The 21,934-nt window shown below is 31.9% G+C and carries 18 protein-coding genes; 10 read left to right on the plus strand and 8 right to left on the minus strand.

Annotated features, from left to right (window positions below; genetic code table 11):
• Positions 1–32 precede the first annotated feature (32 nt).
• From obgE to ACIQZ1_RS04540, 3 genes are all read left to right on the plus strand, one after another.
• Positions 33–1,034, plus strand: a complete 1,002-nt coding sequence (gene obgE, locus ACIQZ1_RS04530; RefSeq protein WP_396159453.1) for a GTPase ObgE — start codon at positions 33–35, stop codon at positions 1,032–1,034.
• 53 nt (positions 1,035–1,087) lie between these two features.
• Positions 1,088–2,365: a zinc-dependent metalloprotease gene (locus ACIQZ1_RS04535; RefSeq protein WP_396159455.1), complete on the plus strand. Its 1,278-nt coding sequence runs from the start codon at positions 1,088–1,090 to the stop codon at positions 2,363–2,365.
• Between the two features lie 173 nt (positions 2,366–2,538).
• A complete protein-coding gene (locus ACIQZ1_RS04540) occupies positions 2,539–4,686 on the plus strand; it encodes a S46 family peptidase (protein ID WP_396159457.1) in 2,148 nt (715 codons plus the stop codon).
• Between the two features lie 63 nt (positions 4,687–4,749).
• On the opposite strand, the gene ACIQZ1_RS04545 is transcribed toward ACIQZ1_RS04540, so the two are convergent.
• Positions 4,750–6,660, minus strand: a complete 1,911-nt coding sequence (locus tag ACIQZ1_RS04545; RefSeq protein ID WP_396159459.1) for an ABC-F family ATP-binding cassette domain-containing protein — start codon at positions 6,658–6,660, stop codon at positions 4,750–4,752.
• A 63-nt stretch (positions 6,661–6,723) separates the two neighbouring features.
• Here ACIQZ1_RS04545 and ACIQZ1_RS04550 point away from each other — a divergent pair, with 63 nt between their 5' ends.
• Entirely contained in the window at positions 6,724–7,116 is a 393-nt protein-coding gene (locus tag ACIQZ1_RS04550; RefSeq protein ID WP_396159461.1) for a DUF983 domain-containing protein, read from the plus strand.
• On the opposite strand, the gene ACIQZ1_RS04555 is transcribed toward ACIQZ1_RS04550, so the two are convergent.
• The 7 genes from ACIQZ1_RS04555 to topA form a co-directional block, all read right to left on the minus strand.
• A complete protein-coding gene (locus ACIQZ1_RS04555; protein ID WP_396159463.1) occupies positions 7,105–8,160 on the minus strand; it encodes an NAD(P)/FAD-dependent oxidoreductase in 1,056 nt (351 codons plus the stop codon). The two genes, ACIQZ1_RS04550 and ACIQZ1_RS04555, sit on opposite strands and share 12 nt — an antisense overlap.
• A gap of 197 nt (positions 8,161–8,357) precedes the next feature.
• Positions 8,358–9,257, minus strand: coding sequence for a gliding motility protein GldN (gene gldN / locus ACIQZ1_RS04560; RefSeq protein ID WP_396159465.1), 900 nt, complete (start codon positions 9,255–9,257; stop codon positions 8,358–8,360).
• 17 nt (positions 9,258–9,274) lie between these two features.
• Entirely contained in the window at positions 9,275–10,816 is a 1,542-nt protein-coding gene (gldM, locus tag ACIQZ1_RS04565; protein ID WP_396159467.1) for a gliding motility protein GldM, read from the minus strand.
• A gap of 54 nt (positions 10,817–10,870) precedes the next feature.
• Positions 10,871–11,506: a gliding motility protein GldL gene (gene gldL, locus ACIQZ1_RS04570; protein ID WP_396159469.1), complete on the minus strand. Its 636-nt coding sequence runs from the start codon at positions 11,504–11,506 to the stop codon at positions 10,871–10,873.
• Positions 11,507–11,562: 56 nt separating this feature from the next.
• Complete coding sequence (gene gldK, locus ACIQZ1_RS04575) at positions 11,563–12,942, minus strand: gliding motility lipoprotein GldK (protein WP_396159471.1); 1,380 nt, start codon at positions 12,940–12,942, stop codon at positions 11,563–11,565.
• A gap of 137 nt (positions 12,943–13,079) precedes the next feature.
• Positions 13,080–14,222, minus strand: coding sequence for a formimidoylglutamase (locus ACIQZ1_RS04580; protein ID WP_396159473.1), 1,143 nt, complete (start codon positions 14,220–14,222; stop codon positions 13,080–13,082).
• 3 nt (positions 14,223–14,225) lie between these two features.
• A complete protein-coding gene (gene topA, locus ACIQZ1_RS04585) occupies positions 14,226–16,727 on the minus strand; it encodes a type I DNA topoisomerase (RefSeq protein ID WP_396159475.1) in 2,502 nt (833 codons plus the stop codon).
• Positions 16,728–16,928: 201 nt separating this feature from the next.
• On the opposite strand from topA, the gene miaB reads away from it, so the two are divergent.
• The 6 genes from miaB (at position 16,929) to groES (ending at position 21,916) form a co-directional block, all read left to right on the plus strand.
• On the plus strand, positions 16,929–18,398 hold the full coding sequence (miaB, locus tag ACIQZ1_RS04590; RefSeq protein ID WP_396159477.1) for a tRNA (N6-isopentenyl adenosine(37)-C2)-methylthiotransferase MiaB: 1,470 nt from the start codon (positions 16,929–16,931) through the stop codon (positions 18,396–18,398).
• 58 nt (positions 18,399–18,456) lie between these two features.
• Positions 18,457–19,725 (plus strand): sigma-54 interaction domain-containing protein, encoded by a 1,269-nt coding sequence (locus ACIQZ1_RS04595; RefSeq protein WP_396159479.1) that lies wholly within the window; start codon positions 18,457–18,459, stop codon positions 19,723–19,725.
• A gap of 15 nt (positions 19,726–19,740) precedes the next feature.
• Positions 19,741–20,244 carry an LptE family protein gene (locus tag ACIQZ1_RS04600; RefSeq protein ID WP_396159481.1) on the plus strand — a complete coding sequence of 168 codons (504 nt, stop codon included), beginning with the start codon at positions 19,741–19,743 and terminating at the stop codon, positions 20,242–20,244.
• An 80-nt stretch (positions 20,245–20,324) separates the two neighbouring features.
• Positions 20,325–21,155 carry a tetratricopeptide repeat protein gene (locus tag ACIQZ1_RS04605; RefSeq protein ID WP_396159484.1) on the plus strand — a complete coding sequence of 277 codons (831 nt, stop codon included), beginning with the start codon at positions 20,325–20,327 and terminating at the stop codon, positions 21,153–21,155.
• Positions 21,156–21,165: 10 nt separating this feature from the next.
• Positions 21,166–21,504 carry a preprotein translocase subunit SecG gene (secG, locus tag ACIQZ1_RS04610; protein WP_396159487.1) on the plus strand — a complete coding sequence of 113 codons (339 nt, stop codon included), beginning with the start codon at positions 21,166–21,168 and terminating at the stop codon, positions 21,502–21,504.
• A 136-nt stretch (positions 21,505–21,640) separates the two neighbouring features.
• A complete protein-coding gene (gene groES, locus ACIQZ1_RS04615) occupies positions 21,641–21,916 on the plus strand; it encodes a co-chaperone GroES (protein ID WP_291240988.1) in 276 nt (91 codons plus the stop codon).
• Positions 21,917–21,934: the final 18 nt, after the last annotated feature.

The raw sequence follows: 21,934 nt of genomic DNA on the forward strand, positions 1-21,934 counted from the left end.
TGTTTCAAAACTGAGAGCTAAAAAACAAGAAAATGACTGAAGGAAATTTCGTAGACTACGTAAAAATATATGTTGCTTCTGGTAAAGGCGGGAAGGGTTCTTCTCACTTACACAGAGAAAAATTTATTGAAAAAGGCGGTCCAGATGGTGGAGACGGTGGTCGTGGAGGTCATGTAATTATTAAAGGGAGTAAAAATTTATGGACGTTATTTCATTTAAAATTTTTACGACATGTAAAATCAGGTCATGGTGGAGATGGAGGAAGTAGTAGAAGTACCGGACATGATGGAGAAGATAAATTCATAGAAGTTCCATTAGGTACAGTTGTTAAGGACAAGGAAACTGGCGAAATTTTATTTGAAATTACAGAAGACGGCGAAACTAAAATTTTAGCTCGTGGCGGAAAAGGAGGCTTAGGTAACTGGAATTTTAGAAGTTCTACAAATCAAACACCTCGTTATGCACAACCTGGAATTCCAGGAGAGGAAGTAGATGTTATTTTAGAATTAAAAGTTCTTGCCGATGTAGGCTTAGTAGGATTTCCAAATGCCGGAAAATCGACTTTATTGTCTGTTTTAACATCTGCAAAACCAAAAATTGCAGATTATGCATTTACTACTTTAAAACCCAATTTAGGAATTGTAGCTTACAGAGATTTTCAATCTTTTGTAATTGCAGATATTCCTGGAATCATTGAAGGTGCAGCCGAAGGTAAAGGGTTAGGACATTATTTTTTAAGACATATCGAAAGAAATTCTACGTTGTTATTTTTAGTTCCAGCTGATGCTGATGATATTAAGAAAGAATACGAAATTCTTTTAGACGAATTAAGACGTTACAACCCTGAAATGTTAGATAAAGACAGATTGTTAGTCATTTCTAAATGTGATATGTTAGACGATGAATTACAAAAAGAAATGAAACAGCAATTAGACAAAGATTTTAAAGGATTAGAATATATGTTTATTTCTTCTGTAGCCCAAAAAGGATTAACTGAATTAAAGGATAAATTGTGGAAAATGTTGAATGATTAGCATTTTATTCAATTTTTTTTATATTTTTGAAAATTAATATTAATATATTCATAATGAAAACAAAATTACTTTTATTACTTTTTGTTGTTTCTTTTAGTTTTGGTCAACAAAGAACATGTGGAACTGATGCCTACATGGAAAAAATGTTGTCTAATCCAGAGATGAAAAAACAATATTTAGATTTGCAAAAACAATTTGAAAGTGAATTAGAAAGACTAACTAATGCGCAACAAACTAAAAACGGCAATTCCATTTTAAGCACAAATACAACAATAAGAATTCCTGTTGCAATTCATTATCCATCAGTAGCAAATTCAAGTACTGAATCTGTTAAAAGTTGTTTAAGATTGTTGGCTCAAAAACAAGTGGCTATTTTAAACGCAGATTATAATGCTACAAATTCAGATATTTCACTTTGGTCAGCTGCTAGTTCTTCTTACCCAGGAGTAAACATAGGGAATATGGATGTTTCTTGGGAAATTGCCACTCAAAATCATCCTGTAAGTTCTGGATTGACAAACGGCACTTTAGCTGTAACATTTGGTACAAATTTCTTGTCTAATGCCGATAGTGATTCTGCTTGGGCGGGTTATTGTAATTTAGTTGTAAGGAATATAAGTGGTGGAATTTTAGGGTATTCTCCATTAGGAGGTTCGCCTTCACAAGGAATGACAGTAGTTATTGATAATAATGCTTTTGGAGCAACAATGACTGGAACACCTTCAAGTTGTTCTGGATATGCACCAACTTCACCATATAACTTAGGTAGAACATTAACCCACGAGTTAGGACATTTTTTTAATTTAAATCATACTTTTCAAGGATGCGATGGAGCAAATTGCGCAACCTCTGGTGATAGAGTTTGTGACACGCCATCTGCAGATACACCTTATTTTAATTGTGGTGCTCCAGGTACTGTCTTCACTAATTGCGGCACAACACAATTAACAATGAACTATATGGATTATGTTCAGGATGTTTGTATGTATATGTTTACTGCTGGGCAAGCAACAAGAATGATGGCATGGTATAATACAATATCTTCTCAGTTGCAAACGAATGCTTTAGCAAATAACGATTTTGTAAAAAATAATTTTTCTATCTCACCAAATCCTAATAAAGGTATTTTCTCAATTCAATTAGCTGAAGTTACAGATAATTATTCGGTTATAATTATTGATGCCTTAGGAAGAGAAATATTTAATGCAGAATATAATCAAACATCTGATTTAGTTCAAAATATTGAATTAGATAATGCTTTGAGTGGTATGTATTTTGTTACGATTCAGAGTAAAGGTGCTCAAATAACTAAAAAAATAATTATAGAATAATTCTATAATAAATAATATTTTAAAAAACAGTTGGAAGTTTACTTTTAACTGTTTTTTATTAAATATTAAAAAGATCAACAAAAATATTTTTAAACTAAAATAGTAAGAAAATTGTAACATTTTTTCAATTTATAGACTACTATTAATATTAATTAACTTTACCTAAAATTAAAATGAAAAAAATTATTTTATCCTTAGTTGCTGGAATTATGCTGATGCCAATGAGCGTTAAAGCAGATGAAGGTATGTGGTTTTTAATGTTCATTGAACGTTTAAATCACCGTGATATGCAAAAAATGGGATTGCAATTAACCCCACAAGAAATTTATAGCATTAACAACCACAGTTTAAAAGATGCTATTGTGCAGTTTAACGGAGGTTGTACAGCTGAATTAATCTCAAAAGATGGTTTGGTATTAACCAATCACCACTGTGGTTATGATGCAATTGCGGAATTATCTTCAGCAGAAAAAAATTATCTAAAAGAAGGATATTGGGCAGCAAACAGAAAAGAAGAATTAAAACCTTCTAGTTTATTTGTGCGTTTCTTTGTGCGTATGGATGATTGTTCAAAAAGAATATTATCAGTTGTAACTCCAGGAATGAGCGAGGCTGAAAGAGAAAAAGCAATCAATCAAGAAATTGCAAAAATTGAAAAAGAAAACAATGAAGGGGGAAAGTATACCGTTTCTGTTCGTCCATTTTTTCAAGGAAATGAATATTACTATTTCGTATATCAAGATTATAAAGATGTTCGTTTAGTTGGTACGCCTCCAGAAAGCTTAGGAAAATTTGGTGGAGATACAGACAACTGGGAATGGCCTCGTCATACAGCTGATTTTTCTATGTTTAGAATTTATGCAGATGCTAACGGAAATCCTGCCGAATATTCTGCGAATAATGTTCCTTTACAACCAAAACATCACTTACCAGTTAATTTAGGTGGAGTTAAAGAAAACGATTTTGCTATGATTTTAGGGTATCCAGGTCGTACAAACCGTTGGATGCCAGCTGGTGGAATTGAGCAAAATGTAAAATTTGCTTACCCAGCTTGGGTAGAAGGTTCAAAAACAGGAATGGACAATATGAAAAAATATATGGTTCAATCTGATGCATTAAATTTAGTGTATGCTTCTAAATTTGCTGGAGTTGCAAATTACTGGAAAAACCGTCAAGGAATGATTGATGCGTTAACTAAATTTGGAACTGCAAAATCTAAAGCAGCTCAAGAAGCTAAATTTAATACTTGGGCAAATCAACCAGCCAATCAAGCTAAATACGGAAATGTTGTAGCTACAATCAATAAATATTATGATATGACGAATGAAAAATCGCGTCACGATAATTATTTACAACAGTTATTCAGAACGTCTGCTTTTGGAACAATAAGCAGATCTTTAGGAAGACAATTAGAAATGTATACTAAAGCAGATGCGGCTAAACGTACTGAAATGGCTCCAGCTATTGAAGAAATGGCAAATGAAATGTTTAAGGAATTACATATTCCTGCGGAAAAAGATATATTAGCGGCTCAGTTAGCTTTATACGCTAAAAAAGCAGGTTATACTTTAGCACCAACTGTTGAAAAATTAGCAAAAGAAAATAATGGTGATTTTGCAAATTATGTAGCTTCAGCTTTTGATGCAAGTATTTTTACTTCAATTGAAAAAATTAAAGCTTACTTAGCAAATCCTATTGATGTAACTTTAACAAGTGATCCTTTATATGTTTTATCAAATGATTTAACATCTCATATCGGTAAAAGAAGCGAAGACTTAATGAAAGCGCAAAACGATTTTGGTGCGTCTTTCCGTTTATTAGTTGAAGGTTTAAGAGAATCTAAAATTGGTACTACTTTATATCCAGATGCGAATTCAACTTTACGTTTAACGTATGGAAAAGTTCGTTCTTTACCAGCCGATAAAAGAAACGATGCTACTATAAATAATTACACTACTTTAGCAGGGCAAGTTAAAAAATACAAAAAAGGCGATTTAGAATTTGATTTGCCTACAAAAGTATTAGACATGAGCGCTAAAAAAGAATACGGTCGTTATGCAGATAAAGATGGTTCTTTACACGTTTGTTTCTTAACTGACAATGATATTACAGGTGGAAATTCTGGTTCTCCAGTATTAAACGGAAAAGGGGAATTAATCGGTTTGGCTTTTGATGGAAACATTGAAGCAATGGCTGGAGATGTTATTTTTGACCAAAAGTTACAAAGAACAATTAACGTAGACATTCGTTATGTACTTTGGGTAATTGAAAATTTCTCAGGTGCAAAACACATTGTAGACGAAATGACTTTAGTGAAATAAATCATATATGATTACAAATAAAAAAAGAGTCTCGAGAAATCGGGACTCTTTTTTGTTATATTTTTATAAATTATCAATTTCTTCCTGAACCATTTCCCAGTCCTCAAGAAGTTTATCCAATTCTGCTTTTTTCTTGTTGTATGCTGTAAAAAAAGAAGCGTTTTCTACATGTTTGTCGTAATTAGAAGCCAATTCTTTATCGTCGTTTTGAATGTCAATTTCTAATTGTTTAATTTGACTTTCAATTTTAGATAATCTATTTTGTAACGATTTGTTTTTCTTTTGGTCTTCGTAAGAAGTTTTAGAATTTTGATTTACAGTAGCTTCTTTTCTATCAATATCCTTTTTTTCCACTTCACGCATGTTTTCTAAATTGCGTTGTTCTAAGAAATAATTGATATCGCCTAAGTATTCTTTAATTTTTTGGTCTTTAAATTCATACACTAAATTAGACATATCTTGTAAAAAATCTCTATCGTGAGAAACGAGTAGGAGTGTACCTTCATATTTTTGAAGTGCGGCTTTTAAAACGTTTTTCGATTTAATGTCTAAGTGATTTGTGGGCTCATCCATTACCAAAACGTTAATGGGTTGCAACAATAATTTACATAAAGCCAAACGATTTCTTTCGCCTCCAGAAAGCACTTTTACTTTTTTCTCTACGTCATCACCACGAAACAAAAAAGAACCCAACATGTCTCTAACTTTTGCCCTATTGGTATCCGTTGCCGCATCTTCCATGGTTTGCAATAATGTAATTTCACCATCTAAATATTCCGCCTGATTTTGTGCAAAATAACCCACTTGAACATTATGACCTAATTTTATGGAGCCTTCAAATTCAAATTCGTTTACAATGGCTTTAATAAAAGTCGATTTACCTTGGCCATTCTGACCTACAAATGCAATTTTACTGCCACGTTCTACTAAAAGTGATATGTCTTTTAAAATCGTATTATCTCCGTAGGCTTTTGTAACGTGTTCGGCTTCGATAACCACTCTACCAGGCACTTTAGAAACAGGAAACGAAATATTCATCACGGAATTGTCGTCTTCATCCACTTCAATTCGTTCTACCTTGTCTAATTTTTTAATTAAAGATTGTGCCATTGAGGCTTTAGAAGCTTTCGCACGAAACTTTTCAATTAATTTTTCGGTTTCTTCAATTTTCTTGGCTTGATTTTTTTGAGTAGCCAATTGTTTTTCACGAATTTCATGACGCAATTCTAAATATTGCGAATACGGTTTATTGAAATCATACGCTTTTCCTAATGAAATTTCAATTGTACGATTGGTAACATTGTCTAAAAACATTTTATCATGCGATACAATAACTACTACTCCAGGATAATTTCGTAAAAAACTTTCCAACCAAATAATACTTTCTATATCCAAGTGATTGGTGGGTTCATCTAATAAGAGAATATCGTTGGCTTGAAGCAATAGTTTTGCCAATTCAATACGCATACGCCAACCTCCAGAAAACGTCTCTGTTTGGTTGTTAAAAACCTCTCGTTTAAATCCTAAGCCTAATAAAATTTTTTCTGTATCACCTACATAGTTGTAACCACCTAAAAGTTCAAATCTATGCGTATAATCTGATAAATCTTCGATAATTTGAGAATAGGCTTCACTTTCGTAATCGGTTCTGGTTACTAATTGATGATTGATGTCTTCTAGCTTTTTCTCTACTTCTTTAATATCTGTAAACGCTTGATACGCTTCTTCTAAAACCGTTCTTCCAGCTTCAAAATCGATATCTTGTCGTAAAAATCCAATTCTTACTTCTTTTTCAGTAGCAATTTGCCCAGAATCGGGTTTAAAATCGCCAGCCAAAATTTTCAACATGGTTGATTTTCCTGCACCATTTTTACCTACTAAACCAACTCTGTCGCCAGCGCCCATTCTAAAAGTAACTTCTTCAAATAAATACGTTCCACCAAAGGAAACGGAAAGATTATGTATATTCAGCATGTTTTTTTCTAATAAGGTGCAAAAGTACTATACTTATTTTACCTTTGCATCAAAATAGTAAAAATGTTTAGAAAAGGATCAAAAATTTATTCGATGATAGCTGGTTGTTGTCCGAAGTGTCATGAAGAAAGCATGTATTTAGACACAAATCCTTTTAATGTGTTTAAGATTTATGCCATGCACGAAACGTGTTCGCATTGTAAACAAGTATATAAAATAGAGCCTTCTTTCTTTTTTGGTGCGATGTTTGTAAGTTATGGACTTGGAGTATTAATTGGAATTATTTCCTTTTTAGTTTCGCATTTTGTATTTCAAGCTAATTTAAAAACGGCTTTTATCTCAATTGTTGTTGCTCTAATTTTGAGCAATACCCTAATCATGCGAATGTCAAGAAATATTTGGATCAATATTTTTATTCACTTTGATAAAAATTGGAAAGAAAACTTATCTAAATAGTTTTTTATAGCACCTTTCTATTGAAATTTCGTTATCTAATGGGATTCCATTTTCAATATATTGATATAACTTATCTGATAAATATGGTGCTAAAAGTACGCCTCGCGTGCCCATACCATTTAAAATATATAATTGGTTGTGAAGATGATGTTTTCCTAAAAGTGGCCTTCTGTCTTTTACGGTTGGTCGTACTCCTGCTAAATGTTCTATAACTTCAAAATCGCAAGAAATCACTTCTTTTAAATGAGTAAGTAATTCTGTTTTTGCTTTTTCAGTTTTTTGATTGGTTTTATCTTCCCAATCATATGTGGCACCTATTTTGTATAAATGATTTCCTAAAGGCAAAACCCATATGCTTGAATTTATTATCTCATTTAAATTTAGATTTTCGGATTTAATAATTAAAAGTTCTCCTTTTGTGCCATCCAAAGGTAAATTATTAAAATAGGGATTGTTATGTAAACCAAAACCTTCTGCGAAAACTAGTTGTTTGGCTCGTATGTTATTATATTGAATGTAATTGTTTTCAATATGTATTTTTGAATAGTCAAAGGTTTCCTCAATATACATTGCATTTGAAAGCAGGAAGTGCGTATAGGCTTCTTTCAATTTTTTTGTGTCTAAAAAACCGGTATGATGTACTTTTCCAAATTTAAAATTACTTGCTACAGCTTGGTTATTTAATGTTTCTAATTCACTACCTAAATAGTTGGAAAGGGTAGGTTTGTCTGACGCTGTAAACCAATTGTTTTGTTCCTCTATGTTATTTAATTTTCGCAATAACGGAATTTCATATAAAAATGGAGTATCTAACTTTTCTTCTAATTTTCTATAAAATGGTATTGTAATAGCCAATTGAGCCTCTGCTTCCCATATTTTTGTAAATCGTTTTAATACAATTGGATTGTATAAACCACCCGCTATTGTAGTTGAATTTTGAGAGTTGTCATTTATTACCATAATTTTTTTATGTTGCAATAAACACGTTTCTGCAAAGCAAATTCCTGCTAAACCTGAACCAATAATTAGGTAATCTACTTCCATTTTGATGTATTATAATAATTTATTCTTATTATTGTCATTTAGACATAAGGAGAAATCAAATAAAGTAATACTAATTATGAGATTTCTCCTTATATCGAAATGACACAAAAAGTACTTTTTATATGGTACAAATTTAAACAAAAAAAACTCTTACCGAAGTAAGAGTTTTTTGTAATATAATTGGAGAAATATTTTTATTAGTAATTCCACATATCTAATTCGAAATTACGTATTTTTTCTTTTACTCTTTCTGATTCTAATAATTGCATTTGTGCATTTTCCTTCATGTAATCTTTTATCTCTCTATCCCCGTAAACATTTTCTTCTAAGTAAATTACGGCATTAAAACGACGCGAATTTAACAAATGGTCAAATGTAAATGGCATAGCAGAGTTTCTTTCATTGAAAGCTTTAGCAGCATGTAATACATCTCTTGAAGCTGGAAAATAAATCCAAAACAACTCAATAGGAGCGTCATTTTTATTTTCTTCCTTGTTCATAGTGTACACATCAGGTACTAAAGGACAAATACCTTGTAATCTGTATTTTAATTCACCTTGACGTTTGTCAAAATACCAGAAACCTTTTATTTTATATCCTTTAACATGAAATGCATCAATAGTTTGCTTAGTAATGAATTCTTCAGATATTGGATCTCCAGCTGCTAATTGTTCAATACCAGCATCAGAAGTATCGATAAAAACTCTTGCTTTTTGAATGTCATCAAAAGTCTTTTTTACCGTAAAATAACCTGAATCATATACTTCAGTAATTTTGCCATCATCAATACCTTTCATTAGTACTTCAAAAAGTGGTTTTCTTTCTGAACCCAAATCTTTAGAATCGTCTACTGGATAATACATTGGGTAATTTACTCTTTGGTCCACATCAATTAGTTCCCAAACAGTTTTTCCCATAAAAACATCCCTATCTCCTATGTAGCCATAAGGTAAAGGTTTGTCGTTATCTGCATTTTTTTGCGCTTCGGTTTTCTTACCGATTTCTGCAGGTGTTTTTGCATTTAGTAAATTAGATTGTGCAAACGAAAGTGTGCTCAAACCAAATACCGCTACTAATAAAAAATTTCTCCAATTCATTTTTTTATTTTATTAAATTATTGTACTTCGAATGTACAAGGCGAAACATTTTTAGCAGGTTGGTTGATACCAACATACTTAACTTTAATTTCAGATATAGTTACTACATCACCTCTACCTGCTTTTTTAATAGCTGAGATGGCTTGTCCATTCATTCTGCTTCCTTGAACTACAACAGTTGGTTGTCCAGGAACTTTTACGTTAAATTGTGTAACATTAATAGTTACAGGGAAATCAAAGTCTTCTAATGTTGCCGAAACAGTACATACTTCTAAGTTTGATTTTGCCCCTTTTGCAGAAACCTCACCTCTAATTTTACCAGTAGGAGCAGGTATACCTTTAATTCTAAACGTTTGTTTACTTGAAAAAGTTCCACCACCGTTAGGTAATGTAGCAGAAACATTAATGGTTACGTCTTTACCTTGTCCCGGGTTTAAAACATATTGTCCAGGTTTTCCTGTAGATCTCATTCCAGGAGCACTTGCTTTTACATCACTTGAAGGAATTCCAGGAACAGATACCGAAATTGGGTTATCTACACCTCTATAAACTACATTCATTTTATCTGCAGAAACAATAGCTTGATTTGGTTTAGGTACCACTACATAGTTACCTTTAATTGGTAAACTTACTACTTTTCCATTTTCGTCAAAGTTGAATGAACCAGTAATTTCTTTTTCACCAACACTTCCTGCACCAAAAGAGAATTTAGCTTGACCTGCTTCAGCTTTCACTGCTTGACCATTAACAATTACAGATTTTGCAACTAAATTTGGATCAAATTTTCCTAGTATAATTTTTCCAGTTACAGTTTCTCCTTGGAAGAAAGCCGTTTTATCTGGAACAACAATAGGTTGGTATGCTGTTAAAGAGGCAGCTGCAACTAAGTCTGATTGGAACATTCCACTAATGATATCACTTTCAGTAGTTTTAATATCTGCTTGTATTTGTGATAATTTAGTAATAGATGCAATTAAAGGAAATCCTTTATAATTGTAATCTAACCAAGGCACATTTCCATCTTCCGTTTTAACTTTATTTGTAGCAAATCTTTTTTCAATTTTTTTCATTTCAGCTTCTACAATAGAGCTTCCACCCGTTGCTTTGATTTGTGCTGTAAATGAACTCAATTTATTTAAAAATTCAGTACCTTTTGCTGATGGTCTGTCACCAGAAAACCAGTATTCATCAATTTTATCACCTTTATCCATTGCTTCGAAATTAAGACTACCATCTTCTTTTCTTTCAACGTCTTTAGTGAATTGTGTTTTTAATCCTTCTATATAGCTATAGAAATCTTTACATAATAATCTGATTTTATCAACTTTAGCTTTTTTATCACCATATTGTTTTGGTTGATCTTGCGCTTTTTGAGCTAACTGATCGAAAGCTGATTGATTTCTTGCTTCTGCAATACCATTTGATTCTGTGATTTTGTCATTTAATATACCAAAAGCTGATAATACTTCTTTTGACATATTCATTGCTAACATTGCCACAAAAACCAAATACATCAGATTAACCATCTTCTGTCTAGGGGTAAGTTTTCCTCCTGCCATTTTTTTCTAATTAGTTTAGTTAATTAATTTGTTTAATTTATTTGATAAAACTAATTATCCTTTGTTTTGCATTGCAGTTAACATTCCACCATATACAGCATTTAATGAAGATATGTTTGATGTCATAGATTGCATTTGCTCTTTTAATTTTGATGCATTTTCTGCAATTTCTGCATTAGCATCTGCATTTTTCTGAGCACCATCAATTTGTGCTTTGTATAAGTTGTTTAAAGCTTCTAATGAAGTAGCTGCGCTAACCATTTGTTCTGCATATTTTGTTTGAGAAGCAATAGCATCTACTGTTGGAGCGATACCTTTAGCTGCACCTTCAAAGTTTTTAATACTGTTTCCTAAGCTTGTCATTAATTCCCCATCAATTTTAGCTTCTTTTAATAAATTATCTAATTTTTGAGATAATAAACCTTGAGCTTCTTCAGGATTTTCTTTTTTTCCTGATTTTGCTTTAGCTTCTCCACCAGCTAATTCTGGGTAAACTAAAGACCAATCTAAATCATTTTCAGGTGTTTCAAAAGCTGATAAACCGAAAATAAATGCCTCAGTTCCTAATCCTATGATTAACATGATTCCTGCTCCAGGCCAGTGCATTAATTTGAAAAGTGCCCCAAGGATTACTACTGCTGCTCCCATACCGTAAGCGAAATTCATTGCTTTTTTGCTTAAAATTGCCATAATTTAAAATTTTAGTTTGTTAAGTTAATTATTTAGTTAAGTTAAATTCTTGTTTTTTATTTTTTATTTCCTGTTTTTTGTGTTCCCATATAATCTTGTACAGTTCTGAAGCCAATATAGCTTCTTGCAGAATCTTTATATTCAAAGTCACGTGTTGATACTTGCAAGAAGAATCCTACATCTTTCCATGAACCACCTCGAATCACTTTTCTTTGGTTGGCTTTATCTGAAACATTTGGACTCATAGTTGAAACAAATTCATAGGCACCTGCATCGTAAGAAGAATCAGTCCATTCAGCTACATTTCCTGCCATGTTATATAAATTAAAATCATTTGGTTCAAATGATTTTGCTTCTACAGTATATAAGGCACCATCTGCTGCATAATCTCCTCTCATTGGTTTAAAATTGGCTAAGAAACAACCACGGTCGTTTTTAGCATATGGACCACCCCAAGGATAAGTTCCTGATTCAATTCCACCTCTTGCTGCATATTCCCATTCTGCTTCAGTAGGTAAACGAAATGAATTCACTTGATCTCTTCCTTTTTGTTTTTTCACATATGAGTTTTTATACAATGTTCTCCAAGCACAAAATGCTTTTGCTTGATCCCAAGATACACCTACTACTGGGTAATCTCCATACGCTTGGTGCCAAAAATAACTATTATGCATTGGTTCATTATAAGAATACGCAAAATCTTTAATCCATACTGTTGTATCAGGATATATTTCTATAGGTTTTGCATCTTCATAAAAGTTTTTACGACCTTTTTTCTTCACTGCTTTGTTTAAATCAACTTGATTGTATTTGAATTTTAATTTACTGACATCCATCGTTTTTAACCCATTAAACGATTCTGATTCTGGTAAATACATAGAGTCCATTACTTCTACATAAGCAGCATCTGGATATTTTGAAGTTTCTTTTATTAATTTTACTTTTTTATTTGTTTTTCTATTTGCATAAGGATCAGTATCTGTTCCTACACTGTAATAGTTTTCATACATATATTTGTCATACGCTGTCATTTTAGCTGGATCTGCATCAGCAAAAGCAAAATCACCAATACTTCCGGTGTTTTTACCTCCAGCAGCTGGTTTAGCACCATCTTCATCTGCTTTTACAGCTAGTCTTGTTCTAATTGTAGAATCTTTAACCCATTCTACGAATTGGCGATATTCACTATTTGTAATTTCAGTTTCATCCATATAAAATGAAGGAACTGTAACTGTTTTAGTAGGCGCATCTTGTACATTGGCAACGTCATCATCAGACTTACCCATAATAAATGCACCTCCAGGGATTAGTGACATACCAAAAGGTTTTTCAGAAAACCATTTTTTGCCTTTAACTCCTACCAGTTCACCTTTATCGCCTTTTCCACAGCTAGTTAACAAAGCTAGTGCCGCCGATAATACTAAAAACTTTTTCATATTAATTGGGTTATAAAATTTTATTTTATTTTAGGCTTCAAACCTATCTATTTATTTTGACATATACAATAGCAAATGTAAAATAATCTAAAAAAAAGTGTATTTTATCGATTTTTGCTATGCTTTTAACGATTTTTTTAATAGCTTTTTCTGTGTGCTTTCCACCATCTTTCGGGGATTTCAGCGTTACAAGCCGCAACATAATCATCGTTTGTACATGGTAATAACGTTTTTTTAACAGTTTTATTGTATAGGGAATTATAATTTATTTCCATCCACCATCTTTCAGATCGGTTACTTTTGTAAAAAACCAACTCTTCGTCTTCTGCTAATACTATATATCTATTATATTCTGTTTTATCTTCAAATGGATATTCGTAACTTCTTAAGTGATATCCTTCTATGAAATACCAAACGATTTGCGATATAAGTTGGTTTTCATTTTTATTAAAAAATTGATTGAAAATACCAAAGGCGCTAACTTTATCACTTATGCCTGCATATCGTGCTAAAGTACAGATTTCTCTACCATCAAATCCGTTTGGATAAAATTCAGTTGTATTTCCTGAATCAGATGATTTTATAGATTTTAAATCAAGACTTATAATATCTGCATCTCTAAAAACAGGCTCAACAATGGCTGGATTTTTACTTATTTCACCTAATCTATAGGTGTCAAAATACAATTTTTCTATTAAATCTATTTCTTCTTGCGATGTGTAATAGGTTTGATATCCAATACTGCAAAAATTGTATAAATTATTTGGCTCTTCTACAATTATTCTTGATAAATATGAATCGGATTCTAGTTTTTCATCTTTTGCAAAATCAAACTTATTATCAATAGCGACTAAATTTACCATTTGGTCTAATTGATCAAAAGCACGATACATAGCGTAAGTTAAATCTTGCGAACCACCAACGACCAAAGGTATAATTTTTTGTTTGATTAAACTGGCACAAATGGTTTTTAACACAAAATAAGTGTCACTTGGTTCATTTCCTACTAAAGCATCTCCTAAATCGGCAATTCCTTTGTTCCAATTTCCTGGGAATAATTGATAAAATGCTTTTCTAAAATCGTTAAAATCACAATTTTCATTCTCTAAATTTGCCCCTCTATTTTCGTTCACACAAATTATTGCAATCGAAATATTTTCTAAATTCGGATAATCGGTAGCTGTATGCATTACAATTTTTTTACCTAAAGTTTGATTAGATAAGCTATCTGTAAATTTTTGAATTTCTTCTGATACAGGTTGTAAGTATTCGAATATCATATATTATTTCTTTTTTGCTACGGATTTTTTTGCAGGTGCTTTTTTAGTAGCTGTTTTTTTAGCGGGTGCTTTCTTTTCAATCATCTCTTTTACTGTTTCAAGAGTTAATTTTGTAGCATCAATATCTTTACTTAATTCAATTTTAATTTTTCCTTTTGTAATTACAGATCTTCCCCAACGCGCTTTTTCTACTTTAATGCCTTCTTCTTTCCAATAATGAAGTACTTTTTCGATTTCTTTTTGTTGTTTATCTTCTATTAGTTCATTGATGTCGGATTGCGATAAATTATCAAAATTGTATTTTTTATTTACATTGATAAAAATACCATTCCATTTTAAGAATGGTCCAAAACGGCCTACACCTTTTTGAACAGGTAAATTATCGTAAGTAGCAATAGGAGCGTCTGCTTTGGTTTTTTCATTTATCAGTTCAATGGCTCTTTCCATTGTGACATCTAATGGTTCTTCACCTTTAGCTAAAGAAATAAATTGTGTTCCAAATTTTACATAAGGTCCAAAACGTCCATTGTTCACTTCTATTTCTTCACCTTCGTAAGTTCCTAAAGATTTTGGTAATAAAAATAAATCTAAAACTTCTTCCAACGTTATATTACTTAAATTTTGTTCGTTTCTTAAACTTGCAAATTGTTTTACTTCGTCATCAATAGCACCAATTTGCGCCATTGCTCCATATTTTCCTAATCGAACACTTACTGGTTTTCCTGTTTTTGGATCGGTTCCTAAAATTCGCTCTCCAGATTCACGTTCTGCTGTTGTTTCCACTTTGGTTACAATAGGATGAAAATGATCGTAAAAGTTGCGCATCGTTTTATGCCAATCTTCGTTTCCAGCTGCAATTTCATCAAAATCTTGTTCCACTTTAGCAGTAAAATTATAATCTAAAATGCTTTCAAAGTTTTTTACTAAAAAATCAGTCACAATTCCACCAATATCCGTAGGGACTAATTTCCCTTTATCGGAACCTGAATTTTCTTTTAACGTTTGCGATTTTATTTCTTTACCAATTAAGGTTAATTGTTCGTATTTTCTTTCTGTACCTTCAAAACTTCCTTTTTCAACATAATTTCTGTTTATTATAGTAGAAATAGTTGGCGCATAAGTTGAAGGACGACCAATGCCTAATTCTTCTAATTTTTTAACAAGTGAAGCTTCTGTATATCTACTTGCAGGACGAGTGAAACGTTCTGTTGCTGCAATAAACTTATTGTTTAGTTTTTCATTTACTTTTAAGGCTGGCAACATACCCTCTTGTTCTTCATCATCATCATCATTTCCTTCCAAATATACTTTTAAGAAACCGTCAAATTTTATTACTTCCCCAGTTGCAGAAAAGTACTCATTATGGGTATTTGCTGTAATCTTTACGTTGGTTCGTTCCAGTTGCGCATCACTCATTTGCGAGGCTAAGGTACGTTTCCAAATTAAATCATATAAACGTGCTTGATCTCTGTCAATATCTACGGTATGACGACTCATATCTGTTGGACGAATGGCTTCGTGCGCTTCTTGAGCCCCTTTAGATTTGGTATTGTAATTTCTTGGTTTGCTATATGCTGCTCCGTAGTAAGAAGTAATTTCTGCTTGTGCTGCAGCCATTGCATCTTGCGAAAGATTTACACTATCCGTTCTCATGTAAGTAATTAAACCGGCCTCGTATAAACGTTGAGCAATTTGCATCGTAATTCCCACAGGTAAATACAATTTACGAGCGGCTTCTTGTTGTAAAGTAGATGTCGTAAACGGTGCTGCAGGTGATTTTTTTGTTGGCTTTGTTTCTAAATCGTCAACTTTAAAATCGGCAGCTATATTTTTTTCTAAAAATTGTTGTGCTTCTTCTTTTGTGTTGAAATTTTTATTTAGTTTAGCTTTTACTGTTTTACTGGCTTCATTCGTGAATTCGGCGCTAATAGAATAACTTCCAACAGCTTTAAAATTCTGAATTTCTCTTTCACGCTCCACAATTAAACGAACAGAAACCGATTGCACACGTCCAGCAGATAAACCACCTTTTACTTTTTTCCAAAGTACAGGAGATAATTCGTAACCCACTAAACGGTCTAAAACTCTTCGAGCTTGTTGTGCATTAACTAAATTATAATTAATATCTCTCGGGTTTTCAATTGCTTTTAAAATGGCAGTTTTTGTAATTTCGTGAAAAACGATACGTTTTGTTTTGGCGGGATCTAACTTTAATTCTTCAGATAAATGCCAAGAAATAGCTTCTCCTTCTCGGTCCTCATCGGAAGCTAACCAAACCATATCTGCTTTTTTAGATAAATCTCTTAGTTTTTTTACTAATGCTTTTTTATCTGGAGATACCTCATATTTAGGTTTAAAGTTATCATTTACATCTACACCAATTTCCTTTGAAGGCAAATCGGCAATATGTCCGTAACTTGATTCCACTTGGAAATCGGTTCCTAAAAATTTTTCAATGGTTTTTGCCTTTGCAGGTGACTCCACGATAACTAAATTCTTCGCCATTTTCATTTATTTGATTTGGCAAAAGTATATTTTTTTTTTGATTAATATATATAGGTCTCGTTTTTTTGATTTTTACTTTTTGTTTGATGAACTAAATATTTCTAAATTTTTGTTAAACTGATGCTGACAATTTGGCAGATAATGAAATTTTGTACTATCTTTGCTTTATGAATTTTTGAGAAAACTGTTTTCGAAAACAAAATGATACTACCGTTTATGGAAGAAAAGATTATAGAAGAAAGTAAGCAAGGCACTTCGATGGTTTTGGAGAACAAACAAGGAAACCAAAAGAAGTTATTTATAGAAAGTTATGGTTGTCAAATGAACTTTGCCGATAGTGAAGTTGTGGCATCTATTTTGGCAAATGAAGGATATAATACAACGCAAGTGTTAGAAGAAGCCGATTTGGTTTTAGTAAATACTTGTTCTATAAGAGATAAAGCAGAAGTAACTGTCCGTAAACGTTTACAAGTATATAATGCAATTAAACGCGATATCAATCCGAAAATGAAGGTTGGTGTTTTAGGTTGTATGGCCGAACGTTTAAAAGAAAAATTTTTAGACGAAGAAAAAATTGTAGATATGGTTGTAGGACCAGATGCTTACAAAGATATTCCTAATTTATTGAGAGATGTTGAAGATGGTCGTGATGCTATAAATGTTATTCTTTCTCGTGAAGAAACTTATGCGGATATTTCTCCAGTACGATTAAGTAGCAATGGAATAACAGCATTTGTATCGATAACTCGTGGTTGTGACAATATGTGTACGTTTTGCGTAGTACCATTTACTCGTGGAAGGGAACGTAGTCGAGAACCAGAAAGTATTATCGAAGAAATTGCTGATTTATGGGCTAAAGGTTATAAAGAAGTAACTTTGTTAGGTCAAAATGTAGACAGTTACCTTTGGTATGGAGGTGGCTTGAAAAAAGACTTTGTAAAAGCAAGTGAAATGCAAAAAGCCACTTCTGTAGATTTTGCGCAATTGTTAGATAGATGCGCGACACAATTTCCAAAAATGCGATTTCGTTTTTCTACTTCAAATCCCCAAGATATGCATATTGAAGTAATTAAAGTTATGGCAAAACACCATAATATTTGCAATTACATTCATTTGCCCGTTCAGAGTGGAAGTACAAGAATTTTAAAAGAAATGAACCGTCAACACACTCGTGAAGAATATATCACGTTAATTGACAATATTTACAGAATTATTCCAGATATTTCTCTTTCACAAGATATTATTGCTGGATTTCCAACAGAAACAGAAGCAGATCATCAAGATACATTAAGTTTGTTAGAATATGTAAAATACGATTTCGGATTTATGTTTGCCTATTCTGAAAGACCAGGAACATTAGCGGCCAGAAAAATGGAAGATGATGTACCTGAAGAAGTGAAGAAACGAAGATTAAATGAAATTATCGATTTACAGCAACGTATCGCCTTAGAACGGACAAAACGATTTGTAGGTCAAACAGTTGAAGTATTAGTAGAAAAAGATTCTAAGCGTTCCGACAAACAGTGGAGCGGAAGAAATTCACAAAACACAGTAGTAGTTTTTCCAAAAGAAAATTATAAACCAGGTGATTTTGTATTAGTAAAAATATCAGATTGCACCAGCGGAACATTAATAGGTGAAGCAGTAGGATATTCTGAAATTATGAATTAAAAATTAACAATGAAAATCTAGAATTATCAATTGTCAATTATTAATTATAAATTAAAAAATGGAATCAGTTCAAAACATAAAACAGCGCTTTGAGATTATTGGAAACGATCCAAAACTCAATCGTGCGATAGAAAAAGCCATTCAGGTTTCTCCTACGGATATTTCGGTATTAGTAACTGGAGAAAGTGGTGTGGGTAAAGAAAGTGTTCCTAAAATTATTCATTCTTTATCACACAGAAAACACGGAAAATATATAGCCGTAAATTGTGGTGCCATTCCAGAAGGAACAATTGATTCAGAACTTTTTGGTCACGAAAAAGGATCGTTTACTGGCGCAACAGGAACAAGAGAAGGCTATTTTGAGGTAGCCAACGGAGGAACTATTTTTTTAGATGAAGTTGGAGAATTACCTTTGACTACTCAAGTACGTTTGTTAAGAGTTTTAGAAAATGGTGAATTTATAAAAGTAGGATCTTCTCAAGTACAAAAAACCAATGTTCGCATTGTAGCTGCCACGAACGTAAATATGTTGGAAGCTATTGAAAAAGGAAAGTTTAGAGAGGATTTATATTATCGTTTAAGCACCGTTGAAATTAATTTACCTGCTTTACGCGAAAGAAAAGAAGATATTCATTTGTTGTTTCGCAAATTTGCTGCCGATTTTGCACACAAATATAAAATGCCTCCAATCAAATTATCAGATGATGCGGTAAATTATTTAATGCATTACCGTTGGAGCGGAAATATCAGACAATTACGAAATTCTGCTGAGCAAATATCGGTATTAGAAACCAATAGAGATATCTCATTGATGGCATTAAAATCATATTTGCCTAGTATGGAAAGTAATTCGCTTCAAGTTGTTGGAGAGAAAAAAAGTACTTCTGATTTTAGTAATGAACGCGAAATTTTGTACAAAGTACTTTTTGATATGAAAAGCGACTTAAATGATTTAAAAAAACTTACGCTTGAGCTTATGCAAAACGGAAATGCTAAAGTGCAAGAAAATAACAAATCGCTCATTCAAAAAATTTATGGAAATTCTGAAGAAAAAAACACTATTTTTGAACAAGAAATAAAAAGAAATGTTTTACCTGTTGAAGAAGAAGTAGAACAAGAAGAGTTTGATGATGAAGATGATTTTAATGATAATTATCTCTATGCAGAAGCCATAGACGAAGTGGAAACGCTAAGTTTAGAGGCAAAGGAAATAGAATTAATAAAAAAATCATTAGAAAAAAATAAAGGAAAAAGAAAAGCTGCTGCAGATGAATTAGGTATTTCTGAAAGAACCTTGTATAGAAAAATTAAACAATTTGATTTGTAGTTTTAGAACAAAAAGATGAAATTAAAAATTAAAATAATCACAATTTTAACCTTGTTTTTACTCGTAAGTTGTAACGTGAAATACAACTTTACAGGAACAGGAAAAATAAATGCTAAAACGTTTCAGGTAAATTATTTTCAAAATAATGCCGAAATTGTGGAAGTTGGTATTGAGCGAACTTTTACTCAAAAATTACAAAACACAATTCAAAATCAAACCAATTTAGATTTGGTAACATCCGGTGGAGATTTGTTGTATGAAGGAGAAATTGTAGAATACCGGATTACTCCAATGGCATCCAATGCGAGTCAGCAATCTTCTCAAAACAGAATGACAATTTCTATAAATGTTAGGTATTCAAGCAAAAATTCAGAAGATGATAATTTTGAAAAGCGTTTTTCGTTTTATCATGATTATGATGCCAATTTATTGCCTTCAGCGGTTTTAAACGAAGCATTGGAAATCATTTATGAAAGAATCACGCAAGATATTTTTAATGAATCTTTAGCTAAATGGTAGTTTAAATATTGTTTTTCGAGAATTCTAAGCACTTTTGTTAGATTTTCTCGAAGTTAACTTAATTTTTATTAAAATAATAAATGAACACAAACGATTATATAAATTTACTCAATAATTCAAAAGCTATTAACGACAAACAAACGTTAGTACTAGAAACTATTGTAAATGAATTTCCATTTTACCAAAGTGCAAGAGCTTTATATTTAAAAGGGTTGTATAATCAAGAAAGTTTTAGATATAATTACGAATTAAAAAAAACAGCTGCTCACACAACGGATAGAAGTGTTTTGTTTGATTTTATTACTTCTGATGATTTTAAAATTTTTCAACAAGATGTGTATGATAAATATCAAGCTGAAATCCAGAGTATAATTGTTTCAGATTTTGAATATGTTGAAGAAGAAAACATACCATACACTATAGAAGCTAAATCTAAATCAAGTTATGTAACTGAAATAATTGCTATTTCGGAACAAAATGAATCAAATAAAGAAGTAGAAGCCGCATTGGAAATCGGGAAACCATTTCAATTTGATAAAAACGAAACGCATTCTTTTTCAGAATGGCTTCAATTAGCTAAAATAACTCCAATTGTTCGTGAAGAAGCTGAAAAACAAATTCATGTTTCTTCAGAATTAGAAAAAAAATTCGATTTAATAGAAAAGTTTATCGAATTAAATCCAAAAATTCCACAGGCTAAAGATACTACGTCAATACCAATAAATATTGCTAAAAGCAACGAAACGCCTTCTTCAATAATGACCGAAACGCTGGCGCAAATTTATCTCGAACAAAAAAAATATTCCAAAGCCATACAAGCTTATGAAATATTAATTTTGAAATATCCAGAAAAAAGTAGTTTCTTTGCAGACCGAATTAAAAATATAAAAATTTTACAACAAAATAATTAATACAGAAGTTATGTCATTTACAATTTTTTTAGCATTAATCATCATCGTATGTTTTTTATTAATCTTAACTATTATGGTTCAAAATCCTAAAAGTGGAGGGTTATCTTCATCTTTTGGTGGTGGAGGTCAAATGGGAGGTGTAAAAAATACAACCGACTTTTTAGAAAAAACAACTTGGGTTTTAGGTGGGGCATTAATTGTTCTAATTTTATTATCAACGTTAAGTTTTAATAATGGTGCAGGAGGTTCTAAATTAGTAGATGAAAATGCAGCGCCGGCAATTGTTAAAGATGCGCCAGCAAAACCTGCAACAACTCCTGCTACTAAACCAGCGGATTCTGCAAAATAATTTTTGCAACATATAGTATATAATGCCAGCATGTCAGTGCTGGCATTTTTATTTTAAGTAAATTTGTCAGAAATTGTGTTTGGCATAATTTCTGAAATTAAAAATAAGTACAATAACAATAATATTCAATAAAATTATGGCATTAAATATTAAACCAATTGCAGATCGAGTAGTAATTGAACCATCTGCTGCAGAAACAACAACTGCCTCGGGAATTATTATTCCAGATACAGCAAAAGAGAAACCTCAAAAAGGAACCGTTGTTGCTGTTGGAACAGGGAAAACCGACTATACAATGACTGTAAAAATTGGCGATACCGTTTTGTATGGTAAATACGCCGGAACTGAATTAAAATATGAAGGTAAAGATTACCTAATTATGCGTGAAGACGAAATTTATGCGATTCTTTAATTTATTTTTAGAATAAGA

Source organism: Flavobacterium sp. (assembly GCF_044341185.1).
Lineage (GTDB): Bacteria > Bacteroidota > Bacteroidia > Flavobacteriales > Flavobacteriaceae > Flavobacterium.